Below are 23,836 nucleotides of genomic sequence, written 5' to 3' on the forward strand. Positions count from 1 at the left end.
GGTAACCCATGTCCTTTAATCACTACTACCAAAGCGAACTCACCGCACTTCGACAGTTGGGTCGTCGATTCGCCGAGCGTAGCCCGGCGTTGGCGCCTTTTCTCGGCCAGGCCGGGCGGGACCCGGATGTGGAGCGGTTATTGGAAGGCTTTGCGTTCCTGACAGGTCGCCTGCGTCAGAAGCTCGACGATGAGTTGCCCGAACTCAGTCATTCCTTGATGCAACTGCTGTGGCCCAACTACATGCGGCCGTTGCCGGCATTCAGCATTCTCCAGTTCGACCCGTTGCAACACACCGGCCCGGCAATGAGGGTCGAGCGCGATACGCCGATTGAAAGTCAGCCGGTCAACGATGTGCGCTGCTGTTTCCGTACCTGCTACCCGACGGAGGTACAGGCGCTGGACCTGACCGCGCTGACGTATTCGGTCAAGGGCGACGGTTCGCTGTTGAGCCTGCGCCTGGAGATGAGCGCTGACGGCCACCTCGGTGAGTTGGAGTTGAGTCGAGTGCGCCTGCATTTTGCCGGTGAGCGCTATATCAGCCAGATGCTCTACCTGAGCCTGTTGCGCAACTTGGCCGGGATCGAGATGGTGCCCCTGGACGGTTCCGGTAAACCGATCATTGGCGTGAACGGCCAGCCGATGGCGTTCAAACTGCCCGGCAACCGTGTGCAGCCGGTGGGCTTTGCCGAAGAAGAAGCGCTGATCCCATACCCGCTGAATACCTTCCGCGGCTACCGCTACCTGCAGGAATATTTCGCCTTCCAGGACAAGTTCCTCTTCGTCGACGTCAACGGTCTCGACCTGCTCAACGCGTTGCCGGAGGACACCCTCAAGCAACTGCGCGGCGTAGAGTTGCGCTTCGATATCCGCAAGAGCGGTGTGTTGCGCGTGCGCCCGAGCCTGGACAACGTGAAGCTGCACTGCACGCCTATCGTCAACCTGTTCAAGCACGACGCGCTACCGATCCGCCTCGACGGGAAACAGGATGAATATCTGCTGTTGCCCTCCCGGCACGCCCTGGAACATTGCGGCGTGTTCTCCGTAGAGGCCGTCATCGGCTGGAAGTCTGGCGGTGTCGGTTATCGGGAATACGTGCCATTCGAGTCATTCGAGCACGACCCCAGCTTCGATGTATCCAACAGCCGTCCGCATTACAGCCTCCGTCAGCGTTCCTCGATGCTGCACGACGGCCTCGACAGCTACCTGAGCTTCGGCATCGGCGACACCGAAGCGGATGAAACCTTGTCGATCGAGCTGATGTGCACCAATCAGAATCTGCCGCGCCAGCTCAAGCTGGGCGACATCAACCTGGCGTGCGACAAAACCCCGGCATTTCTCAGCTTTCGCAATATCACCCTGCCCACGTCGAGCTTTGCGCCGCCGCTGAACCGCGATTTTCTGTGGAAGCTGATCAGCAATATGTCGCTCAACTACCTGTCACTGGCCGACGTCAACGCCTTGAAGGTGATTCTCGAAACCTATGACTTTCCGCGTTACTACGATCAGCAGGCAGAAAAGGTCAGCAAGTGCCTGCTCGGCGGACTCAAGTCCATCAAGCACCACCACGTCGACCGCTTGCATCGCGGGCTACCGGTACGTGGCTTGCGCACCGAGCTGACCATCGACCCACAAGGCTATATCGGTGAGGGCGACCTGTTCGTGTTCGCCTCTGTTCTCAACGAGTTCTTCGCGCTTTACGCCAGTCTCAATTCGTTTCACGAGCTGCGGGTAAAAAGCACACAGGGAGAGGTGTACCAATGGACGCCCCGTATGGGCCTCCAGCCGCTTCTTTAAGCGCGCTGAGCCGAGCTATACGCGAGTACTCACTGTTTCAGGCCGTGCTGCTGGTGATTGACCGGCTGCGCGAGGCACACCCGTATCTGAGTCAGGACGATCTCTACGACCAGTTGGAATTCCAGGCCAACCCGAGTCTCGGCTTCCCCGGCAGTGACGTCGATCGTGTGGAGTTTTTCCAGGAGCACGGGCAAATGCGCGCGCGCCTGCGCTTCAACCTGATTGGTCTGGTGGGCGCAGGCTCGCCGCTTCCGGCGTTTTATGGCGAGCAGGCACTGGGCGATAGCGAGGATGGAAACCCGACCCGCAACTTCCTGGATCTGTTTCACCATCGCCTGCAACGGCTGATGCTGCCGATCTGGAAGAAGTATCGCTACCGCGCCAGCTTTGAAAGCGGTGCGATCGATCCGTTTTCCGCACAGCTGTTCGCACTGATCGGCCTGGGCGGCGAAGAGATCCGCCTCGCCACGGAACTGAACTGGAAGCGCCTGTTGCCCTACCTCGGTCTGTTGAGCTTGCGGGCGCACTCGGCGGCCTTGATCGAAGCGGTACTGCGTTACTACTTCAAGCACGCAGAGTTGATCATCGAGCAGTGCATCGAACGCCGAGTCCAGATCCTCGACGAGCAACGTAACTGCCTGGGGCTGGCCAACACCTTGCTCGGTGAAAGCGTGGTGTTGGGCGAGAGCGTACGCGACCGCAGCGGCAAATTCCGTATCCACATTCGCCAACTGGACTGGCAGCGTTTTCACGAGTTCCTGCCGATCGGTTTCGGGTATCAGCCGCTGTGCGCGTTGGTGCGGTTCACCCTGCGCGACCCGCTGGATTACGACATACGGCTGGTATTGCGCCACGAAGAAGTTCGTGAGTTGCGCATTGGCGAACAAAACGCCTGCCGGCTGGGATGGACCAGTTGGCTCGGCCACGAATACGCAGACGGTGTCGTCACCCTGGGCAGCAAAATTCATTAAGGATGTGAGCGTATGAGCAACGTAGATCTGCAACAACTGATACAGGCGCTGGACGCCGAAACCCGCCGTGACCTGGAGCGCTCGGCAGAGCGTTGTGTGGGCCGCGGTGGCAGCAAGGTCCTCGTGGAAGACTTGCTGCTCGGTTTGCTCGAGCGTCCGCAAGGCCTGCTTGCGCGCGCCTTGCAGGATGCCGAAGTGGACGCTGGCGAATTGAGTGCCGCCCTGCAATCGCGCGTCGAGCACAGCGCCTCGCGAAACCCGGTGTTTGCTCCGGAACTGGTGCAGTGGCTGCAAGATGGTTTGTTGGTGGCCAACCTCGAGTTGGGCCAGACCCAGGTCGAACAGGCCGCGCTGATTCTTGCACTGTTGCGTAACCCGATACGCTACGCCGGCAGTCGCTACCTGGCGCTTCTGGCCAAGTTGAATATCGAGCGGTTGAAAGCATTCGCGCTGTCCCAGCAGGAAAAAACCACCACCGCCAAAGTGGCTGTACCGGGGGAATCGCTGCTCGAACGCTTCACCCACAACCTCACCCAGCAGGCGCGTGACGGCGTGCTTGACCCCGTATTGTGTCGCGACGGCGCCATTCGGCAGATGGTCGATATCCTCGCCCGACGCCGCAAGAACAATCCCATTGTGGTCGGCGAAGCCGGTGTGGGTAAAACCGCGATCGTCGAAGGACTGGCGTTGCGTATCGTCGCCGGTGAAGTGCCGCAGGTGCTCAAAGGGGTCGAGTTGCTGTCCCTGGACATGGGCTTGTTGCAGGCCGGGGCCAGCGTCAAAGGCGAGTTCGAGCGTCGTCTTAAAGGCGTGATCGATGAGGTCAAGGCGTCGCCCAAACCCATCATTCTGTTTATCGACGAGGCGCACACGCTGATCGGTGCCGGCGCCAACGCGGGCGGTTCCGACGCCGCCAACCTGCTCAAGCCCGCGCTGGCCCGTGGCGAGTTGCGCACCATCGCGGCCACCACCTGGGCGGAGTACAAGAAATATTTCGAGAAAGACCCGGCGCTGGCGCGGCGTTTCCAGCCGGTGCAATTGCATGAGCCGACCGTCAATGAAGCGGTGACTATCCTGCGTGGCCTGGCTCAGGTCTATGAAAAAAGCCACGGCATCTACCTGCGTGATGACGCCGTGGTAGCCGCCGCCGAACTGTCGGCGCGCTACCTGGCGGGTCGGCAGTTGCCGGACAAGGCCGTTGATGTGCTCGACACCGCCTGTGCCCGCGTGCGCATCAGCCTGGCTGCCGTGCCGGAAAGTCTGGAGCGCCTGCACGGCGAACTGGCCGAGGGTGGCCGGCAGCGTCAGGCCTTGCGTCGTGATGCCGAGGCCGGTCTGTCGGTGGATCACGAAGCATTGGCGGCACTGGAGGCCCGCCTGGAAGAAGCCCAAGCGCAAAGCGCGGCGCTGGAATCCCTCTGGATGGAACAGAAGGAACTGGCCGAACGTTTGCTGGCGTTGCGTCAGCAATTGGCCGACGCGCGCCAATCCGCCGCTGCGCCTGGCACTGAGAACGCTGAAAACAGCGCGGTCGACACTATTGAGTCCCTGGAGTCCGCGCTGAACGACACCCACAGCGCCCTGACGGCATTGCAAGCGCAGGAACGGTTGGTAAGTTTTGAGGTGTGCCCCCGGCTGGTGGCCGAAGTGATCAGTGCCTGGACCGGCGTGCCGCTGGCGCAACTGGCCCGCGAGCACAACGCCAAGGTCGCCAGCTTCGCCACCGACCTGCGCCTGCGCATTCGCGGCCAGGAACAGGCGGTGCACGCGCTGGACCGTTCGATGCGGGCCACCGCCGCCGGCTTGAACAAGCCGGATGCGCCGGTGGGGGTCTTCCTGCTAGTGGGCCCCAGCGGTGTTGGCAAAACCGAAACCGCCCTGGTGCTGGCCGATCTGCTCTACGGCGGTGAACGCTTTATCACCACCATCAACATGTCGGAATTCCAGGAGAAACACACCGTATCGCGCCTGATCGGCGCGCCGCCGGGCTATGTGGGCTACGGCGAGGGTGGCATGCTCACCGAAGCGGTCCGGCAGAAGCCCTATTCCGTAGTGCTGCTGGATGAAGTCGAAAAGGCCGACCCGGACGTGCTCAACCTGTTTTACCAAATCTTTGACAAAGGAGTGGTCAACGACGGCGAAGGGCGCGAAATCGATTTTCGCAACACGCTGATCCTGATGACCTCCAACCTGGGCAGCGACCGCATCGGTGCCCTCTGTGAAAACGGTGAGCGGCCAAGCGCCGACGTGCTCGAAGAAACTATCCGCCCGGTGCTCAGCAAGCACTTCAAGCCGGCATTGCTGGCACGTATGCGCGTGGTGCCGTATTACCCGGTCGGCGGCCCGGTCCTGCGCGAGCTGATCGAGATCAAACTCGATCGTCTCGGCGAGCGCTTGAACCGTCGCCAGTTGGCGTTCACCTACTGCCAGAACCTCGTTGATCACCTGGCGCAACGTTGCACCCAGAGCGACAGCGGTGCGCGACTTATCGACCACCTGCTCGATCTGCATGTGCTGCCGCTGGTTGCCGATCGCTTGCTGGACGCAATGGCCACGGGCGAAAGCCTCAAGCGTGTTCACGCCACACTGGACGACAACGCCAGTGTCACATGCGAATTCACCTGAGGTGGGCCTGATGTTTGCCTGCGTGCCGCACCCACTGGCGTATGCCGAAGCGCTGCTGGCCCAGTTCGCCGGCCTGTCCCGGGCCAGGGACGGTGCGGTGCTGCTGGGGGCTTTCGTGCGCGGTTTGGCCGAGCTCAGCGGCTGCGAACTGGCGCAGGTGTACCTGCTGGACGCGACCCATACGCGGCTGGGGATGAATGCCGAGTGCCTGAACGGCAACCTGCAACCCCGTGAAGTAGGAAGCCTGCCAGCGGACTACAACGGCGAGCAGTTGCTGCAATTCGTGCTGTGTCAGAACCGTGTGATTGGCCTCTGCGGGTTGAGCGGCAGCCTTCATGAGACCAGTTTCCTGCCGAGTCAGGCGCAGCCATGGGAATCGCTGTTGTGCGTGCCCTTGATCAATCAACGGGAGGCGGTGGAAGGCGTACTGCTTTGCGCGAGCCCCCGGCACCTCGATCTGCTGGGGTTTGCCAGCTCATTTGGCCTGCTCGGCGCGTTCGTACTCGGGCAGTTGCATGTGCTGCGTCGTTTGAGCCGGCTCAGCGCCGATCAGCCGGCATTGCCGGTCCGTCCTTCGAGCGTCAGTGGCTATGGCTTGATCGGTAACAGCGCGGCCATGCGCCAAGTCTACTTGCTGATCAGCAAAGTCCTGCACAGCCCCTGCACCGTATTGCTACGTGGAGAGACCGGCACCGGCAAGGAACTGGTGGCCCGGGCCATTCATGATTATGGCCCGCGTCGCACCAAGGGATTCATCGTGCAGAACTGCGCGGCACTGCCGGAAAACCTGCTGGAAAGCGAGCTATTTGGCTATCGCAAAGGTGCGTTTACCGGCGCCGACCGCGACCGGGCCGGGCTGTTCGACGCGGCCGACGGCGGCACGCTATTGCTTGATGAAGTGGGCGACATGCCGCTGTCGTTGCAAGCCAAGCTCTTGCGAGTGTTGCAGGAGGGCGAGGTTCGCCCGCTGGGCTCCAACGCCACTCACAAAGTCGACGTGCGCATCGTTGCCGCCACCCACCGGGATCTGTCGACCCTGGTCAGTGTCGGGCTGTTTCGTGAAGACCTGTACTACCGCCTGGCGCAATTCCCCATCGAGTTGCCGCCCCTGCGTGAGCGCGAAGGAGACATCCTGCTCCTGGCACGCCACTTCGCCGACAGGGCCTGCGCCTTTTTGCAACGCGACGAAGTGAGCTGGTCCAGCGACGCACTCGATCATCTGTCCAACTACACCTTTCCCGGCAACGTGCGCGAGCTCAAAGGCCTGGTCGAACGGGCGCTGCTGCTGTGCGAGGGCAGCGAATTACAGGTTGAGCATTTCTCCTTGTGCGTGGGCGCCGTACCGGGAGGCTGCAGCCTGAACCTGCGCGAACGGCTTGATCAAGTCGAGCGCAGCCTGATGCTCGATTGCCTGCGCAAGCACGCTGGTAACCGGACCAACGCAGCCCGTGAACTTGGCCTGCCACGCCGTACCTTTCTGTACCGCCTGGGCCGCCTGAATATCAGCGTGGAGGGTCCTGATGGCCAGGCCTGAACCGTTCGATTCCCACGCATTTTCCGTTAACTGTGCCACCCAAGCGGTCGGTGCCCTTTGCTGTTCCCTGGAGACCCCCTGATGTCTATTCGTCACTGGCAAGCCGTGCTGCTGACCCTCGCTGTTCTATGTGGCCTGGTTGGCTGCAGCGGCAACTACAAATTCAACGACGCTGCCTACCGCCCCCTGGGGGATCCGCAGGCCATCAATCGCGGCAAGTGAACGAAGGAGTACCCCCCCCATGGAATTGGTTTTTGAAATGCTCAACACCCAGCAGTTCATGCCCGGTCAGCTATGCCAGAAGACCTTCAAGCAGGCTGGCGGTGTGATTGGCCGGGGCAGTGATTGTGATTGGATCATCCCCGACCGTAAGCGTCATCTGTCCAGTCACCACGCGCTGGTCAGTTATCGCGATGGCGCCTTTTACCTCACCGATACCAGCAGCAATGGTATTCGCGCCGGCGCCGGAGCCAACGGTGCGCGTCTGCGCAAGGGTGAAGCGGTGCGCATCGAGCACGGCAGCCTGTACGTCATGGGCGACTATGAAATGCGTGCCCGGTTGATCCGCGATCCGGCTGTGTTCGACGTGGACGTCGGGCGTCCCCAAGCCGCCGGCAGCCTTATCCCTGACGATGCGTTCCTGGACCTGGACCCGCTCAAAGCCCTGACTCAGCAAGCGTGCACGTATTCGGAGCTCGATGAGCTGATTTCATCCCGCCCCGTCATTCAGGACGCCCCCCAGCGCGCCGACTATGCGCGTATCGATATGGAAAGCCTGATTGTTCCGGAACTGGTGGAGGCCCCGGTGGCCCCTGAGCCCGTGGCCCCGGAAGTCGTTGAGCGCCAGGCCGATGGTTTTTGGGAGCAGTTCGGTGCGGCCTTGGGCGTCGACCTCGAGCAGTTGGACCACGATGCCAAAGAGGCGCTGGCCCTGAATGCTGCGCGCTTGCTCAAGCAAAGCATAGGCGGCCTGCAGCAGACCCTGCGCACTCGCAGCGAATTGAAAAACGAGCTGCGCCTGGCCCAGACCCTCGCCCAAGGCCCGCAAAAGAACCCGCTGAAGTCCGCCGTCGATGCCGCCGAGGCCCTGGACATCCTGTTGCGGCCTGGCAAGCCGGGCCAGATGCCGGCCGCGCAGGCGGTTTCCCGTGCCTTCCGTGACCTGCAAGCCCATCAAGTGGCGTTGCTGAGCGCCAGCCGTGCCGCGATTCGCGGCACCCTGGAGCATTTTTCACCGCAACAACTGACCTTGCGCTTCGAGCGCGATAACAAACCCTTGCTCGCCACCTCCGGCAGCCGCTGGAGAGCCTACGGGCGCTACCACCAGGCGTTGCGCCAGGACGATGACTGGAGCGAGCGCCTGCTGGCACGGGATTTCGCCCAGGCCTACGAAGAGCAGATCCGCCTGATTTCCACCCTCAACGTTGACCTCCAAGGATGAAGCCCATGTCTCGCCGATCGACTGTTTTCTTCAAGACGCTGACCGCGCTGACCGCACTGGTGCTGATGGCCGGGTGCTCGTCGCTGTCACCGTATTCCCATATCACCAAACTCAACCTGAAGCTGACCGCCAGCGACCGGTTGAACCCGGACCTCAACGGACGCCCGTCACCGATTGTCCTGCGCCTGTTCGAGCTCAAGCATCCGGTGTCGTTTGAGAACGCTGATTTTTTCAGCCTCTATGAACGCGCCAAGGAAGCGCTGGCACCGGACTTGGTCGCCAGCGAAGAAATGGAATTGCGCCCAGGCGAAACCGTGGAACTCAAGCTCAGCGTGGAGGAGGGCAGTCGCTATGTGGGCGTGCTCGCGGCCTACCGGGATCTGTCGGACACCCAGTGGCGCTACACCCTGCAAGTGACCCCGACCGAGGCGACCGACGCTGACCTGACCCTCGACCAGAACGGCATTCGCAACACCCATTCAACCCTCGCCAAGGCGGCTGACTGACCATGAGCACCCATAAAGTCATTTGGCAGGAAGGCATGCTGCTGCGCCCGCAGCACTTCCAGCATAACGATCGCTACTACGACCACCAGATGAAGACGCGCACCCGCTTGCTGGGCGGCTACACCTGGGGCTTTCTCGACATGGAGATCGACTTGCAGTTCCTCAGCATGGGCAAGTTGGTCGTCAGTCAGGCCTCGGGAGTCCTGCCCGACGGCAGCCTGTTCGACCTGGGTGGCAACACCGAACCGCTGGCTCTGGATGTGCCGCCGAACACCGGCCATACGCCGGTTTACCTGGCGCTGCCGCTGGTCACGGGCAACCACATCGAGACGCGGCGCCTGGAGCAATCCGATGTATTGGCGCGCTACATCGCCTACGACGCCGAGGTGGCCGACTCCAACGCCGGCGATGATTCCGCCAGGCAGGTCAGTTGCGCACGCCCGGATTTCAAATTGCTGCTGGGTGAGCAACAGACCGACCAGGCCTATGTGAAGCTCAAGCTCTGCGAAGTGCTCGACACCACCCCCGACGGCGCCATCACCCTCGATCCCGATTACGTGCCGACCTACATGCAGATCCGTGCCTCCAGCTACCTGCTGTCGTGCCTCAAGGAAGTGATCAGCCTGTTGGGCAATCGCGGCGAGTCCATCGCCGAGCGGATTCGCTCCAATGGCAAGGTCGGCGGTGCGGAAGTCGGCGACTTCATGATGCTGCAACTGATCAACCGCACCGAACTGTTGCTGCGGCACTACCTGAACGTGGAACAGGTGCACCCCGAAGCCTTGTACCGTGAGTTGTTGACCTTGCTCGGTGACCTGGCGACCTTTTCCAGCGACACCAAGCGCCCGCGTCTGGAGAGCCAATACCAACACGGTGACCAGGGCGCGAGCTTTCGCAAACTGATGGAGGCTATCCGCCAGGTGTTGTCGATGGTGCTGGAGCAGCATGCGATCGAGCTGATCCTGCAGACGCGCCAGTACGGCATCATCGTGTCGCCGTTACATGACCACAAACTGCTGGGCACGGCGTCGTTCGTACTGGCCGCCAGCGCCAATTGCGATAGCGAAGAACTGCGCCGGCGCCTGCCGGCGCACTTGAAGGTCGGCCCGGTGGAACGCATCCGCCAACTGGTCAACCTGCATCTGCCGGGTATCAAGATCAAACCTTTGCCGGTGGCGCCGCGGCAGATCGCGTTTCACGCCAACAAAACCTATTTCATTCTCGAACTCAGTTCTGACGACCTGGCACAGCTGGAGCGTTCCGGCGGCTTCGCGTTCCACGTCTCCGGCGAATTCTCCGAGATCGAGCTGAATTTCTGGGCCATCAGGAACTGACCGACATGATCAAGGACATGGAACACCATCAGGACGATAAAACAGTCCTGCTCGACCACCAGGGCCATGGCCCGGATTCGCGACCGCTCACCGACTTTGCGGCACCACCGCGTTTCGAGCAGTTGAGGACGCGCATGATTTACGCCGCGCAATCGTCATCGCCTGAAGCCTTCAACATCAGCCTCAATGCGCTGGTGGCCGCCGCCGGCACATTGCTCTCGGAGGTGGTGCGACTTAAACAAGGTGGAGCCCGCGAAGACTTGCATGCGCTCAACCGCCGGCTGACGACCGAGCTGAACAACTTCAGTGCGCGCGCCTTGAACAATGGCGCCGAAAACGGGCAGATCTCGTCGGCACGCTACGTGTTGTGCTCGGTGCTCGACGAAGCGGTGGTCACTACGCCGTGGGGCACTGAAAGCGAGTGGTCGCAGATGAGTCTGCTCAGCAGTTTCCACAACGAGACCTTTGGCGGCGAGAAGTTCTTCCAGATGCTGGATCTGCTGTTGAAGGACCCGGTCAAGTACTTGCCCCTGCTCGAGCTGATGTACCTGTGCCTGGCCCTGGGTTTTGAGGGCAAGTACCGCGTGCAACCACGCGGGATGCTGGAGCTGGAAGGCCTGCGCGACGCCTTGTACCGCCAGATCCGCCACGTGCGCGGGGATGTGCCACGGGAGCTGTCGCCGAATTGGGAAGGCTTGAATGAGCAGCGCCGTAACCTGGTGCGCATCGTGCCGGTATGGATGGTGGCGCTGTTCAGCGTGGTCTGCCTGGTGGTGATGTATTCCGGCTTTGCCTGGGTGCTGAGCGAACAGCGCAACACGGTTTTGCAAGCTTACCAACCCATTGACCCCGCTGCGGTCGTGCCGCAGTCACAGCCGTAAACAGGGACGTGTGATGAAAAAGCTATTCAAGAAGCTCGGCGCATTCCTGCGCAAAACCTGGGTCTGGACCTTGCTGGCGGTGCTGTGCGTCGCGCTGCTGGTGTGGTTTGCCGGGCCATTGCTGGCGGTGGATGACTATAAGTTCTGGGAAGCCGCGACGGCCCGTTTGCTGACCATCAGCGTGCTGTTCCTGCTCTGGGGCTTGACAATGGTCTTCGCCAATTGGCGCGCCGGCGTACGGAAAAAAGCTGTCGAGGACAGCAAGGACGGTCAGGCGCGTCTGCTCCGTGAAACGCAGATGGACGATCAGCAAAAGGAACTGAAGGCGCGTTTCAAGGACGCCCTCCACACCCTGAAAACCTCGAGCCGCTACCGTGGCCGCAGCGAACGCTGGCGCGGCGATTTGCCCTGGTACCTGCTGATCGGCCCGGAGGGCAGTGGCAAGACCAGCCTGTTGGATTTCTCCGGGTTGGAGTTCCCGCTCAACAAGATCGATCCCAAACCCACGCGCAATGCCCAGGGTACCCAGCATTGCGACTGGTATTTCGCGGATCACGCCGTGCTGGTCGATACTGCCGGCCGCTACTTCAGCCAGCCAGACATCGAAGTCGACGGCAGCGCCTGGAACACCTTGTTGGAGCTGCTGCGCAAACGCCGGCGCAACCGCCCACTCAATGGTGTGCTGGTGACCATACCGGTGGAAGATCTCCTCAAGAGCACTGAAGAGCAAGTGAAACCATTCGCCCAACAGGCCTGTGCGCGACTGCTGGAGGTGCACCAGAAACTGCATGTGGATGTGCCGGTTTACCTGGTGCTGAGCAAGGCCGATCGCCTGGTGGGCTTCGAAGAGTTCTTCGACCAACTGACCCGCGAAGAAAGCGATCAAGTCCTGGGCGCCAGCTTCCGCAAAGGGCAGAGCGGCACCGACATGATTGCATTGCGTGCCGAGTTCGAAGCCTTGCTGCACCGCCTCAACAGCCAAGTGATCATGCGCATGCACCAGCAGCGCAACACGCAGCACCGTGGTCGTATCCTCGATTTTCCCCATCAGTTGGGCCAGATTGGGCAGAACCTGTGCGTATTCGTTGGATTGGCATTCAGCGCTAATCGCTCCCAGCTTGTCACTCAACTGCGTGGCTTCTACCTGACCAGTGCGCTGCACCTGATCGAAAACAACGACCAACCCTTTGCGGGTTCAGAACCGGGCACGACTGGCGCTGCTCCACCGACCCTGCACCGTGGCCGTTCGCACTTTATTCATCATCTGCTCAGCCGGGTGATCTTCCCCGAGGCCGATCTGGCAGGCCTGGACCAGCGCGAGCGCAGCCGTATCCATTGGGGCCAACGCGCCCTGTACATGGGCGCGTTGGCTGCGCTGACGCTGTTTGGTGTGCTCTGGGCCAGTGGTTTTTCTGCCAACTACGAGCGACTGGAGCACCTGCGCAATCTGGCGCAAAGCTGGACGCAGCAACGCTCGGCTCTGGCCGCGCGCGATGATGCGATGGCGGCGCTCAAGACCCTAGACAGCAGCTATGCCGCCACCCAGGTCTTCCCGGAAAAGGGCGATGTGGGTTATCAGGAACGCGCGGGCCTGTACCTCGGTGACGCCGTCAACCCGGTGGTCGAAGCAGCTTATGAGCGTGAGTTGCAAGCACAACTGTTGCCACGGGTGGCCACGCTGCTGGAAGGGCAGATCCGCGCCAGCATGAAGGACCGCGACCGCCTGCTTAACAGCCTGCGCGCTTACCTGATGCTGAACATGAAGGACCGCCGCGACGTGCCGTGGCTCAAGGAATGGGTCGCTGCCGAGTGGTCCCAACGCTATACCGGCAACACGGCGGTGCAGAATGACCTGAACGTGCACTTCGAGCGCTTGCTCCAATTGCCGTTCATCCATCCGATCGACGAGCCGTTGGTGGCCCAGGCCCGCCAGGTGCTGCGCAGTGAGTCGTTGGCCACCGTGGTGTATCGCATGCTGCGTGAACAGGCGCGCAATGTGCCCGAGTACCGCCTGAGTCAACACCTGGGACCGCAGGGCGCGCTGTTTATCGGCACCGATTATGTGATCCCGGGGTTCTATACCCAGCAAGGCTATCAGCAGTATTTCTCGGTGCGCGGCTCCCTGCTGGTCACCGATATCCTGCGCGACAATTGGGTGCTGGGTGAAGGTTCGGGCATCAGCGGCATGGACCTGCGTCGCCTGATGGTCGAGCTGGAGCAACTGTACTTCCGTGACTACGCCAACCACTGGAGCGAAGCGGTGGGCAGCGTGGCGCTGCTGCCGATCAACGACTTCGGTGAAGCCGCCGAACAACTGGCAGGCTTGACGTCTGCCAACTTGCCGATTCTGCAGTTGTTGGTCGAGGTACGTGAGAACACGCGTTTCCCGGTGGTGGCCGACGATGCCGGAGAGGCGGCTGACGCAGCAGGCAAGCTGGCGGAGAAGGGCGGGAAGGGCGGTAAGCTCGCCGCGGCGGTGGCGGATAAAACCGCCGGTGCGCTGGCGAAAAACCTGCCGGACACGGCGAAAAAATCCCTGCAGCGACGCTTCGAGCCATTGCACCGTTTACTCGATGGCGAAAACGGCCCGGCAGCCGATCTGACCCCGGCGTTGACTGCGCTCAACGACCTGCAATTGCAGATGGCCAGCCTGGCACGTGCCAGCGCACCGGAGCAGGCCGCGTTTGAAATGGCCAGGATGCGCATGGGCGGCCAGCGTGATGCCCTGAGCAGCCTGCGCAATACCGCCGGGCGTTTGCCACGGCCAGTGAGCGCATGGTTCAGCGTGCTGGCCGAAGACAGTTGGCGGCTGGTGTTGGGCGATGCCTACCAATACCTCAACCAGCGCTATCAGAGCGAGTTGTACGGCTTCTACCGCAAGGCGATCAGCCAGCGCTACCCGTTCAACGCCCACAGTGCCAGCGACGTGGCGATCAGCGACTTCCGTGAGTTCTTCAAGGCGCAGGGCATTGCTGACCGTTTCTTCGACAGCTACATGCGTCCGTTCGTCAGCGGCGATCCCGGCAACTACCGCATGCGTAGCGTGGATGGCCGCAGCCTGCCGGTCTCGAAGGTGTACCTGGACCAAATGGCCGCGGCCCAGGTCATCCGCCAGAGCTTCTTCGCCGATAACCCGGCGCAGCCGCAGGTGCAGTTCAAACTGGAACCGTACACGCTGGACCCTGTGGTCAGCCGCTCCGAGTTCAAGTTTGGCGACAAGACCATCGAGTACCGCCACGGCCCGATCGTGCCGGTGTCTTTCAAATGGCCGACCGATGCTGAAGACGGGCGTACCAGCCTGGTGCTCGACAAGACGGTCGGCCGCCCGATTGGCATCGAGAAAAACACCGGCCCCTGGTCGCTGTTCCGCCTGTTCGACCTTATGCAGACCGAATACCTGACGGGCCGTGACGTGTTGGTACTCAAGGCCGATGTGGGCGGTCTGCGCGCCAACTACCTGCTGACCAGCCAGCGCACGCCAAACCCTTTCGACATGGGCGTGTTGCGCACCTTCCGCATGCCGGTGCAGCTCTGATGCGATTGGCCAGCCGTTGGCGCAGTGCGGCGCGTACCGATATCGGCAAGGTGCGCTCGTGTAATGAAGACGCCTTCCTCGACAGCCCCCAGCAGGGGCTGTGGGTGGTGGCGGATGGCATGGGGGGCCACCAGGGGGGCGACATCGCCAGTCAGTTGATCGTCGCCAGCCTCGCCGAGTTGCCGGTCCAGGCGGACTTCGATGCGCGTCTGACCGATATCCGCCAGTGCCTGCACTGGCTCAATCGGCGCTTGGGCCAGGAGTTGACGGTCGTCGCTGGGCGCCACGACAGCATCATGGGCAGTACCGTCGTGGCGCTGCTGGTAGAAGGCAAGCGCGCGGCCTGTGTCTGGGCCGGTGACAGCCGCTGCTACTTGTGGCGCGGCCAGCGTTTGTACCAGTTGTCCAAGGACCACTCGTTTCAACAACAGTTGATGGACGAGCAAGACTACAGCGCCGAGCAGGCCAGGGCGCATCCGTCCGCCCATGCATTGACCCGTGCAGTGGGCGCGGCGGAGCAACTGACCCTGGATGTGCTGGAGCTCGAGGTGCACGCCAGCGATGTGTTTTTGCTGTGTAGCGATGGTTTGTATCAAGGCCTGACCTGCGATGCGCTGGGCAGCGCCTTGAGTCAGTCTGCGCCGCACGTCGCGCTGGCGCGCCTATTCGATGTCGCGTTGCGCGGCTCGGCACGGGACAACCTGACGGCCGTGGTGATCCGACAATGACCAACGATGCGCCATCTGTCGATGACCTGCGGATGAACGAAGAGCAGGACGAGAAACTGACCTACTTTGCGTTCGTCCAGTCCCTCAACGCAAAACCGCGCACGGCCGTTGCCGCGTCGGCCCCGACCAAGGCTGGCGTGGAAGCATTGCCCGAGCTGCTCGCCGGTCGTTACCGCATCGAACGCCTGTTGGGTGCCGGTGGCATGGGCGTGGTTTACCGCGCACGGGACCTGTTGATCGAGCAGTTTGGCGCTCCCGACCCCTATATCGCGCTGAAATTCCTCAGCGAAGCATTTTCCGAAAGCCCTGACGCCAGCGCGCTGCTCTACAGCGAATTTGCCCTGACCCGGCATCTGCGCCATGACAACGTCGTGCGCCTGCACAGCTTTGAAGTGGACACCGAATACCAGCGCGCCTTTATCACCATGGAACTCATGCGCGGGCTGACCCTGGACAGGCTGTTATGCGAACGCCCACTTGGCCTGCCCTGGAACGAGCTGCGCGGGATCGTGCTGCCGTTGCTCGATGCCTTGGCGTACGCCCATGCGCGCGGCGTCACCCATGGTGACATGAAGCCAAGCAACGTGATGGTCAGCGAGGAGGGCGTGCGCGTATTCGATTTCGGTCTTGGCCAGGCGCAGGAAGGCGTACTGCGTGGCCTGCCCCGACTGAGCCGTGATCGCTTCAACGCCTGGACCCCCGGCTACGCCGCCCCGGAAACGCTCGAAGGTCAGCCGCTGGCGACCAGTGCCGACCTCTACGGCGTGGCCTGCGTGATCTACGAGTTGGCGGGCGGCAAGCACCCCTTTCGCCGCCTGCCGTCGACCCAGGCCCGGGATGAGCGCTTGGAGCGCGACCTGCGAGCGCCCGCGCATTTACCCAAGCACTGCTGGCCGGCCTTGCGCTCAGCATTGACTTTCGAGGCGGTGGAGCGAACCACTGCCACTCAATTGCGTGACGCACTGGGCGCCACGTCAACTTTGCGGCAACGCCTGCGATTCTGGACGTAGAGGGAGCACATCATGTTCAACCCATCCAACGAAACCCACTTCAGCCTCACCATCGAAGACTTCACCGGCGACCTGCAAGTGCTGTCCTTCACCGGTACCGAAGGCATCAGCCAACCCTATCGCTTCGACCTCGAACTGGTCAGCGAAAAACCTGACATCGACCTGGAAAAACTCCTGCATAAACAGGCGTTCCTGTCCTTCGACCCACAAGGCCACGGCATACACGGCCAGGTCTACCGTGTCGCCCAAGGCGACGCCGGCAAGCGTCTAAACCGCTACCGCGTGTCCTTGGTGCCGCACCTGTACTACCTGCATCACCGCACCAACCAACGTATTTATCAGCAGATGTCGGCACCGCAGATCATCGCCCTGATCCTCGAAGAACATGGCATCCACAGCAACGCCTACCGCTTCCACCTCAGCCAGCCATGCCCGGATCGCGATTACTGCGTGCAATACGATGAAACCGACCTGCATTTCATCCAGCGCCTGTGTGAAGAAGAAGGCGTGCACTACCACTTCCAGCACAGCACCCGCGGCCATGTTTTGGTGTTCGGCGACGACCAGACCGTCTTCCCCAGGCTCGGCCAACCCACCGCCTACGTCCAAGGCAGCGGCCTGGTGGCCGACGAGCCGGTGATCAAAGGCTTCAGCGTCCGCCTGGCCGCGCGCACCGGTCGCGTGACCCGTCGCGACTACGACTTTGAAAAGCCCAAACTGCAACTCGAAGCCGACTACAAACCCCACGGCGATGACCCCGGCCCGGACCTTGAAGACTACGACTACCCCGGCCGCTTTCTTACACGCGACCGTGGCAACGTCCTCAGCCAACGCGCCGTCGAGCGCCACCGTGCCGACTATCAGCAGGCAGAGGGCTGGGGCGACCAGACCACGTTGACCAGTGGCCACTTCCTCGAACTCTCCGATCACCCGCGCAAAGCCTGGAACGACCGGTGGCTGCTGACCCAAGTCAGCCACGAAGGCAAACAGCCCCAAGTCCTCGAAGAATCCATCACCAGCGACACCACCCAGGACGATTTCCACCAGGGCTACCGCAACCGTTTTCTTGCCACCCCGTGGGACGTGTTCTACCGCCCGCCGTTGAAACATCCCAAACCGCGCATCCTCGGCAGCCAAAGCGCAGTGGTCACCGGCCCTAAAGGCGAAGAAATCCACTGCGACGAGTACGGCCGCGTCAAAGTGCAATTTCACTGGGACCGCGAAGGACGGGGCGACGACAAAAGTAGTTGCTGGCTGCGTGTTTCCAGCAGTTGGGCCGGCGACCGCTATGGCGGCATCGCCATCCCCCGCGTCGGCATGGAAGTGCTGGTGGCCTTCCTCGAAGGCGACCCCGACCAACCGCTGATCAGCGGCTGCCTGTACCACAAAGAACACCCAGTTCCTTACCCACTGCCAGCGAACAAAACCCGCACCGTGTTCAAAACCCTGAGTTCGCCCGGCGGTAGTGGCTTCAACGAACTGCGCATCGAAGACAAAAAAGGCGCGGAACAAATCTTCCTGCACGCCCAGCGCGACTGGGATGAAAACATCGAACACGACCAGAAAATCCGCGTCGGCAACGAGCGCCACGACACGGTCGAGCAGAACACCTACACCGAACTCAAGGCCGAAGAACACCGCATCACCCACGCCGACCGCAAGGTGGAAGTGCGCATGGACGACCACCTGACCATCGCAAAAAACCAACACATCAAGGTGGGCACGGCGCAGTTGGTGAGCGCGGGAAACGAAATTCACCTGAAGGCCGGCGAGAAGATCGTCATCGACGCCGGGATGGAACTCACGGTGAAAGCCGGAGGGAGTTTTATCAAGGTGGATGTGGGTGGGATCGCAGTAATGGGGCCGGAGGTGAAAGTGAATGCGGGCGGTTCAGTGGGGAATGGGACGGGGATAGGGATCAGGCGGGAAGTTTGATGGAGTGGGCGTTGGGGAATGAGGGGGGTGAGAAAACGAAAAGTAAGCCTAAACGCAAGACCCACTTTTCTGGTTGACACACACCAACGGCACGCACTGCCACCAAGGATCAGACTTCAGGTAATGGGCAATGACTGAGACAACAACAAGCAAGGTAGAAAAGTGGGCATATCCGTTGAAAGTCGATGGCGCAGAGGTGACGGACCCGCAGCAATACTACGCGGCATTGGCAAAAGCCAAGAATGGGTACTACCCACTGGGGGCTAATGGGCTCTGGCACGGCGGCGTTCACTTCGATGAAGCCACGGGGCTGGTGGCGGATTTGACGGAAGTCCGATGCATCGCCGATGGTGAAGTAGTGGCGTATCGGATTGACGAGGTCTATCCAAAATCGGACTACGGTTCGACGCAAGCGGTCTACTCGACCGGGTTTGTATTGATCAAACAGCGTCTTGAAGCGCCATCGCCTCCCGCCCCGGCGCCAGGTGCGCAACCTACTGCTGCGGCACCTGGGCCTGGCCTGACGTTTTTTAGCCTGTACATGCATTTGCTCGATTGGGAGGGGTATCGCGCGAATCCGGTACTCGCCCGGCCGCCCTTTTGGAGTGGGGGTTCATGGCAGGTCAAAGCCACTGCCGATGACAAAATACTCGGCCTGAGGGTCCGGCAAGACCGGAGAGGAAAACCAGGCTACGCCACAATCTTGAGCGTGCTGCCACGAGGTACCGTCGTGGAGACGGGGGAAGAGGAAAATGGATGGCTCAAGGTCGTCAGCATTAGCCCTGCGGACCCTAATGTCCCTGCCGGAACCGGTTGGATCTTCAAAAGGGAAATGACGGCCAGTGCAACACCTGACACCTACATCATTGGCAGCGAAGCCAAAGACGAAATGAACCCGCCTCGCACAGGCTTGGCGGTGCATGCAGCCGCAAACCAAACGAGTGTCACCACCGCCATCTTGCCGATTGGAACCGAAGTAAAAATTGGCAATGACGGACCACGGGGTAAATATCAGAAGCTGCTGGAAATCGTCAGTGGCAACCCCGTTCCGGAACTGACCCCCTCCGACGGCATCCTGGGCTATATCTGGGAAGGGTTGTTGGATGCGAAGAATGAGCCGGCGGCGAAAGATACCGTTCATTTATTGGATCGGCCTTATCCCATCAAAGCGGGTAGCGTGATTGGTCACGTGGGGAAGTATCAGAATCTCGATGATTCCACGCCTAAAAACTTGCTGCATTTGGAGGTGTTCAGTTGTGAGGACGTGAAAGCATTTGCGCAACTGAGCAAATCCAGCGCGACCAGACTGCCGGTAAGCGAAAAGACACTGGTAAAAATCCCTAAAGACACTCCTTTGATCACCCATGTGCAAGGCATGTGTGCCGAAAATCCTCCGAAGGTGAGCGACCCATCCAAAAAAGTTGGGTATGACTTCATGATTCCAGTGGGCGTTTTGGAAGCATTGCCGGCTGAGAAGAAAATCAAGGTGCCAGTGGTGATGGCCGGGGTTACTACCTATACATATTGGTGGCGTCTGGATGGTCTGTTAGGGGACTCGGACGGAAATGGGATTGACGGTTGGTTTGCAGAGCCGGATACAGTGTTATCGCGCCATTCGCCTTTTGAATGGGAAGGTTTCGACTTTATTGAAGAACGTGTGAGTAACGAAGAGAACCTGGCCGCTTATCTTCACGACCTCAATCAACTTGAAGACTCTGAAAAAGAGACATTTCTGCCCAAGGCTAACGCTTCTACCAGCGGGCCGCTGAAGGAGCGGTTGTATAGCATCGTTGATACCGATAAGAATGAAAAACTGACGCTGGCGGAGATTCGGGGGGCTTTGGCCAAACCTTGGTTTTCGCAGCCTATTTCGCAGCTAGTGATTAAGTGTGAAAGTGAATGGTTCTATAGCGCAGAAAAATGGAATGCACTGGATGAGTTGATGGGGCATACGCCAGAGCAGCCAAATGCGATTTGGTTATCTGAGAAAAAACGGATTGAACATCTTGCTTGGTGGAAAAGTATTGACGTTGGATCGGAGATAATCTGGAGTTTTAACCCTGTTATTTTTATTTGCGCAATGTCGACTATACCCAGATCGTTAATCTGCAAAGCATGCGGTAAAAATATCGCACTAACAGTAGAGGTGATGAAGAAAGTCGCGATCAGTGGCATTGCCGATACATTTCTTAGCGAATTTGTTTTAAGGGCTAATGAGCTTTTTCCTAAGTATGGTGTAGATACATGTTCACAGATAGTTCATTTGCTTGGTCAGGGGAAGCATGAAACGCAGAGATTCACTGCTTTCAGAGAAAGCCTGATCTATAGCCGGAGAAGTTACACAGCCGAAAGTTTATACCGAATGGCGCCTTCCGCAATTGATAACGGGTTTGCCCGGCTAGGTATGAATCTTACGCGGGCAGAAAAAATCTTATACATCGATAGAAATTTGATTGCTAACGATGTGGGTTATGGGAAGCATAGTTTCGGAAACTCTCTACATCCGAACAATGATTACAGAGGACGCGGCTTGCTTCATTTGACTCACTACTCAAACTATCGGGCTTGCGCTCTTGACATTGGAGTCGATATTGACGCAAATCCAATGTTGGTTGAGAGCGATATCGGAGTGATGATTGAAACTGGTTTGTGGTATTGGAGAATCAACTCCATTGGATATATAGCTGATAGCGATAAGATGTCAATGGATGCAAAAGTAAGTGCAGTTACTGCAAAAATTAATACAGGCTTGAAGGCGCTTGAAGAGCGAGCAGCATTTACTAAGGATGTCTCGTCTATTTTTAAATCTGAATTGGGTGGCTGTTCGGAGTAGATATGAGAACTCTAAAGATTGTTTTTTTGACGATTTCAATTTTTATCACCTGCAATGTTTTTGCTTGTGATACCCCCCAGGTCGCGGCATTTAAAGCTATCCCCCTTGATGGGGCGGCAATAGTATTTGACTTTGTCTCTATAGAAAAAGAATCGAGCAATACAAGTCATTCTCACGAAATTGGAATTGATGTGATTTTTTTCAGATGTTCCGATGGTACCAAGACATTAATTGGTCAACTGCCCTATTTGGCCGACACGGGGAAAATTGAGGATGCATTTCTTTATAGAACTGATAATGGGACAGTGGAGGGGATTTTTGTCATTCATAGCGTTGAAATAAGATCTGATACGGGCGTCAACTACTCCGGTAGGTATTATACTATTAATGTTTACAAAAAAGATGGCGATGACTTTACGCGAAATGAGCAGCTATCGACTTATTTTGGCAAGGGTGGAGATATTTTTGATGAGGACTACAAGGAATTTCTATATATATTTCCGTATAAAAATAAAATATCAATTTTAAGATCACTAAAATCTGAAGCCTATAAAAAATGGCGTGCAGGCGCTCCGGTCAACCTAGTGATAAACAAAAAAACTGCGATACATAACTCACCAGTTTTAGCCGATGTTACTCGTATGTATCTCTTGGCAGGGGATGTGGTTTCACAAAGTGAAGTTGAAGCGGGCTGGTTGTCAGTCATATATAAAACCTCAAAAGGAAAAGAGGTTCGTGGTTGGATTCAATGCGAGAATGCGGATGGTTGTTGATGATGAGAAGGTTTTCATGATTGACCTGAGTTCAGCCTGGAAAGTGCACCGAATGAATGTCTTTTTAAGCTTTTTACGAGTGCTATTTTTTTTACCACTCCTTTGTGCAATGCATACTTATGCATGTGAAACAAATGAATGAAGGTGTACGCAAAGTGATTAATTGGGGGGGGGGGCAGAACGCACGTATGCGATCCATGAACCCCACCTACCGCAAGACGGGGCAACGGCTTACCGTGGCATCTCTGGCGAGCAGTTCCACAGCAGTAAGGCTTCGTAGTCTTCGACCGATGAGGCGTGCGGCAACCGCAGGCGCAGGTCAGTTCGTGCTCGGGCAGCTCATGAATGACCTCGATACGCGGCAGGTCTGCCGACAACGGCTTGCGCTTGCCACGGCGCGCAGTGGGCGCCACCACTTCTTCTTCCGCGTCCTGGACCGCCAACATCGGGTCGCTTTCCGGCTCGTTGAACAGGGCCAGTTGCGGGGTGTTGGGTTCGGCGGTTTGTTCGGATTTGCGCCCGAACAAACGGTCGCGCAGCAGCTTGATCTGCTCTTTCAGGTCGACGATATGGCCTTCATGCGCTTGCAACACTTCGGCTGTTTTTGCCTGACGAGCCAGCGCCTCAAGCAGCAACTTCTTGAGCAAAACAGGATCATCTGGGAGGTCATCGGGCCGGGAAATCATGGCCCGGATTATACCGGCTCAGGCCACGAAGCGAGGCGTTAAAACCTGATGCGGACGATTGCGCCAGAGGTCAAAGCCGTCGAGCAGCCAGTTCAGCTCCTGAACGCTCAACACAATGGCTTCGTCACTTTCATCGGGCGATGTTTTGAACCGTTCGGATTCGAGGCGTTTGAGCCAAAGGCAAAAGCCGTTGCGCTCCCAGTAGAGGATTTTCACGCGATTACGTGGGCGATTCAGGAAAACGAAAAGCACGGGATCGAACACCGCGACTTTAATATCCAACTCAACCAGAGCGGCCAAGCCGTCAATGGATTTTCGAAAGTCCACGGGCTTGGGGTAGAGATAGACTTTTTCGACTTTGGCGTCGGGTCGCATCATGAGGGGCTGGCTCCAGAAAGAGATCGGGAGCACAGCATCGAACATCAAATTGCGGCTTGGAATGTGGAGTTCATGGAGCGGTTACTTTTAAAAGAATATATGCTATAGAAATAGAAACTTGCGATTCAGGAAGATTTAGGAAGATGAAAAGATATTTTGGTAAAGCAGTTTTGCTATTTTTTCTTGTCGCAACTGTTGGCCGAGCCGTTGCATCTGATTTTTTAGTGATGTATCAAGATGTCACGCGGGATGGGGAATTAGATGAAATTAAATTGCTTGATAATGGTGGCCCGTTCTACACGTTAAGAGTTGTTTCAAAGGGTGACGAGATTCTACATAATGAAAAACTAATCCCTAAAAAAATTTCCAATGAGGGCGGGCTAGATATTTTTCAAGGGGTATCAGTTGCCGATTACAATATTTCAATACGATATCGCTTTTGCGGTCCCTCAAGTAGTATTTGCTATGATAGAAATCTCGTCTGGGTATTTAAGGGCAAGAAATTTATTCTGCTGAAGGAAGAGGTTGTGGCCGCTGCGGATAAAATTTCCCTGAGCGACGCGTTTTATCAAAAAACCGAAATTCTGTTGAGTTCATTAACTTATGAGTCATTGATTGAGAATAATGAAAATGCCGAAATGCTGTTTGGCCGAATATATGGAAGCTGTGTGGCAGGGCTCGGTGGTGATGCTCTCATGAAAATCTCAGAAGCCCTTGAAAAATCCACGCCAGATGAGTGGGTTATGAAAGACGGGTGTGTTACAGATGCTCTTGTTTTTAATTTAGAAGCTCAGAAGTATTTATCATATGAAGCTGCTTTGAGGTATTTGTCTGTATTTGAAAAAAGCAAGGCTAAATAGATTTCTACGT

At 58.4% G+C, this 23,836-nt stretch carries 17 protein-coding genes and 1 pseudogene; 16 read left to right on the forward strand and 2 right to left on the reverse strand.

Annotated features, from left to right (window positions below; genetic code table 11):
• Positions 1 to 8 precede the first annotated feature (8 nt).
• From tssF to ACLH0J_RS15070, 15 genes are all read left to right on the forward strand, one after another.
• Positions 9 to 1,796: a type VI secretion system baseplate subunit TssF gene (tssF, locus tag ACLH0J_RS15000; RefSeq protein WP_411392595.1), complete on the forward strand. Its 1,788-nt coding sequence runs from the start codon at positions 9 to 11 to the stop codon at positions 1,794 to 1,796.
• Complete coding sequence (gene tssG, locus ACLH0J_RS15005) at positions 1,760 to 2,767, forward strand: type VI secretion system baseplate subunit TssG (RefSeq protein WP_411392596.1); 1,008 nt, start codon at positions 1,760 to 1,762, stop codon at positions 2,765 to 2,767. Before tssF ends, tssG begins: the two co-directional genes overlap by 37 nt.
• Before the next feature lie 12 nt (positions 2,768 to 2,779).
• Positions 2,780 to 5,392 (forward strand): type VI secretion system ATPase TssH, encoded by a 2,613-nt coding sequence (tssH, locus tag ACLH0J_RS15010; protein ID WP_411392597.1) that lies wholly within the window; start codon positions 2,780 to 2,782, stop codon positions 5,390 to 5,392.
• A gap of 10 nt (positions 5,393 to 5,402) precedes the next feature.
• A complete protein-coding gene (locus ACLH0J_RS15015; protein WP_411392598.1) occupies positions 5,403 to 6,926 on the forward strand; it encodes a sigma-54 interaction domain-containing protein in 1,524 nt (507 codons plus the stop codon).
• Positions 6,927 to 7,007: 81 nt separating this feature from the next.
• On the forward strand, positions 7,008 to 7,148 hold the full coding sequence (locus ACLH0J_RS15020) for a type VI secretion protein (protein WP_411392599.1): 141 nt from the start codon (positions 7,008 to 7,010) through the stop codon (positions 7,146 to 7,148).
• A 19-nt stretch (positions 7,149 to 7,167) separates the two neighbouring features.
• A complete protein-coding gene (gene tagH, locus ACLH0J_RS15025) occupies positions 7,168 to 8,367 on the forward strand; it encodes a type VI secretion system-associated FHA domain protein TagH (protein WP_411392600.1) in 1,200 nt (399 codons plus the stop codon).
• Positions 8,368 to 8,372: 5 nt separating this feature from the next.
• Positions 8,373 to 8,873, forward strand: a complete 501-nt coding sequence (gene tssJ / locus ACLH0J_RS15030; RefSeq protein ID WP_411392601.1) for a type VI secretion system lipoprotein TssJ — start codon at positions 8,373 to 8,375, stop codon at positions 8,871 to 8,873.
• A gap of 2 nt (positions 8,874 to 8,875) precedes the next feature.
• The gene (gene tssK, locus ACLH0J_RS15035) at positions 8,876 to 10,207 is read left to right on the forward strand and encodes a type VI secretion system baseplate subunit TssK (RefSeq protein WP_411392602.1); all 1,332 of its coding nucleotides are present in this window, start codon (positions 8,876 to 8,878) and stop codon (positions 10,205 to 10,207) included.
• A 5-nt stretch (positions 10,208 to 10,212) separates the two neighbouring features.
• Positions 10,213 to 11,088, forward strand: a complete 876-nt coding sequence (icmH, locus tag ACLH0J_RS15040; RefSeq protein ID WP_411392603.1) for a type IVB secretion system protein IcmH/DotU — start codon at positions 10,213 to 10,215, stop codon at positions 11,086 to 11,088.
• Positions 11,089 to 11,101: 13 nt separating this feature from the next.
• On the forward strand, positions 11,102 to 14,623 hold the full coding sequence (gene tssM, locus ACLH0J_RS15045) for a type VI secretion system membrane subunit TssM (RefSeq protein WP_411392604.1): 3,522 nt from the start codon (positions 11,102 to 11,104) through the stop codon (positions 14,621 to 14,623).
• Positions 14,623 to 15,351: a PP2C family protein-serine/threonine phosphatase gene (locus tag ACLH0J_RS15050; RefSeq protein ID WP_411392605.1), complete on the forward strand. Its 729-nt coding sequence runs from the start codon at positions 14,623 to 14,625 to the stop codon at positions 15,349 to 15,351. The genes tssM and ACLH0J_RS15050 overlap by 1 nt, the downstream gene beginning before the upstream one ends.
• On the forward strand, positions 15,348 to 16,361 hold the full coding sequence (locus ACLH0J_RS15055; protein ID WP_411392606.1) for a serine/threonine-protein kinase: 1,014 nt from the start codon (positions 15,348 to 15,350) through the stop codon (positions 16,359 to 16,361). Before ACLH0J_RS15050 ends, ACLH0J_RS15055 begins: the two co-directional genes overlap by 4 nt.
• A 12-nt stretch (positions 16,362 to 16,373) precedes the next feature.
• Positions 16,374 to 18,296: a type VI secretion system tip protein VgrG gene (locus ACLH0J_RS15060; protein ID WP_411392607.1), complete on the forward strand. Its 1,923-nt coding sequence runs from the start codon at positions 16,374 to 16,376 to the stop codon at positions 18,294 to 18,296.
• A gap of 130 nt (positions 18,297 to 18,426) precedes the next feature.
• Positions 18,427 to 21,129: a glycoside hydrolase family 19 protein gene (locus ACLH0J_RS15065; RefSeq protein WP_411392608.1), complete on the forward strand. Its 2,703-nt coding sequence runs from the start codon at positions 18,427 to 18,429 to the stop codon at positions 21,127 to 21,129.
• Positions 21,130 to 21,131: 2 nt separating this feature from the next.
• Positions 21,132 to 21,902 carry a hypothetical protein gene (locus ACLH0J_RS15070; RefSeq protein WP_411392609.1) on the forward strand — a complete coding sequence of 257 codons (771 nt, stop codon included), beginning with the start codon at positions 21,132 to 21,134 and terminating at the stop codon, positions 21,900 to 21,902.
• A 299-nt stretch (positions 21,903 to 22,201) separates the two neighbouring features.
• On the opposite strand, the pseudogene ACLH0J_RS15075 reads toward ACLH0J_RS15070, so the two are convergent.
• Both ACLH0J_RS15075 and tnpB read right to left on the reverse strand, forming a co-directional pair.
• Positions 22,202 to 22,588, reverse strand: a pseudogene (locus ACLH0J_RS15075) (transposase domain-containing protein); the annotation flags it as partial.
• 18 nt (positions 22,589 to 22,606) lie between these two features.
• Entirely contained in the window at positions 22,607 to 22,966 is a 360-nt protein-coding gene (tnpB, locus tag ACLH0J_RS15080; RefSeq protein WP_346100154.1) for an IS66 family insertion sequence element accessory protein TnpB, read from the reverse strand.
• Between the two features lie 143 nt (positions 22,967 to 23,109).
• Here tnpB and ACLH0J_RS15085 point away from each other — a divergent pair, with 143 nt between their 5' ends.
• The gene (locus tag ACLH0J_RS15085; RefSeq protein WP_411392610.1) at positions 23,110 to 23,826 is read left to right on the forward strand and encodes a hypothetical protein; all 717 of its coding nucleotides are present in this window, start codon (positions 23,110 to 23,112) and stop codon (positions 23,824 to 23,826) included.
• Positions 23,827 to 23,836: the final 10 nt, after the last annotated feature.

Source organism: Pseudomonas sp. MPB23 (assembly GCF_046605395.1).
Lineage (GTDB): Bacteria > Pseudomonadota > Gammaproteobacteria > Pseudomonadales > Pseudomonadaceae > Aquipseudomonas.

What these genes read in the sequence shown, in the direction of transcription:
- ACLH0J_RS15070 (WP_411392609.1), top strand. Translation starts at nt 21,132, where the DNA reads ATGAGAACTCTAAAGATTGTTTTTTTGACGATTTCAATTTTTATCACC.
- tssG (WP_411392596.1), top strand. Translation starts at nt 1,760, where the DNA reads ATGGACGCCCCGTATGGGCCTCCAGCCGCTTCTTTAAGCGCGCTGAGC.
- ACLH0J_RS15015 (WP_411392598.1), top strand. Translation starts at nt 5,403, where the DNA reads ATGTTTGCCTGCGTGCCGCACCCACTGGCGTATGCCGAAGCGCTGCTG.
- tssK (WP_411392602.1), top strand. Translation starts at nt 8,876, where the DNA reads ATGAGCACCCATAAAGTCATTTGGCAGGAAGGCATGCTGCTGCGCCCG.
- tagH (WP_411392600.1), top strand. Translation starts at nt 7,168, where the DNA reads ATGGAATTGGTTTTTGAAATGCTCAACACCCAGCAGTTCATGCCCGGT.
- ACLH0J_RS15055 (WP_411392606.1), top strand. Translation starts at nt 15,348, where the DNA reads ATGACCAACGATGCGCCATCTGTCGATGACCTGCGGATGAACGAAGAG.
- ACLH0J_RS15060 (WP_411392607.1), top strand. Translation starts at nt 16,374, where the DNA reads ATGTTCAACCCATCCAACGAAACCCACTTCAGCCTCACCATCGAAGAC.
- ACLH0J_RS15050 (WP_411392605.1), top strand. Translation starts at nt 14,623, where the DNA reads ATGCGATTGGCCAGCCGTTGGCGCAGTGCGGCGCGTACCGATATCGGC.
- ACLH0J_RS15085 (WP_411392610.1), top strand. Translation starts at nt 23,110, where the DNA reads ATGAAAAGATATTTTGGTAAAGCAGTTTTGCTATTTTTTCTTGTCGCA.
- tssM (WP_411392604.1), top strand. Translation starts at nt 11,102, where the DNA reads ATGAAAAAGCTATTCAAGAAGCTCGGCGCATTCCTGCGCAAAACCTGG.
- tssH (WP_411392597.1), top strand. Translation starts at nt 2,780, where the DNA reads ATGAGCAACGTAGATCTGCAACAACTGATACAGGCGCTGGACGCCGAA.
- ACLH0J_RS15065 (WP_411392608.1), top strand. Translation starts at nt 18,427, where the DNA reads ATGACTGAGACAACAACAAGCAAGGTAGAAAAGTGGGCATATCCGTTG.
- tssF (WP_411392595.1), top strand. Translation starts at nt 9, where the DNA reads ATGTCCTTTAATCACTACTACCAAAGCGAACTCACCGCACTTCGACAG.
- ACLH0J_RS15020 (WP_411392599.1), top strand. Translation starts at nt 7,008, where the DNA reads ATGTCTATTCGTCACTGGCAAGCCGTGCTGCTGACCCTCGCTGTTCTA.
- tssJ (WP_411392601.1), top strand. Translation starts at nt 8,373, where the DNA reads ATGTCTCGCCGATCGACTGTTTTCTTCAAGACGCTGACCGCGCTGACC.
- tnpB (WP_346100154.1), bottom strand. Translation starts at nt 22,966, where the DNA reads ATGATGCGACCCGACGCCAAAGTCGAAAAAGTCTATCTCTACCCCAAG.
- icmH (WP_411392603.1), top strand. Translation starts at nt 10,213, where the DNA reads ATGATCAAGGACATGGAACACCATCAGGACGATAAAACAGTCCTGCTC.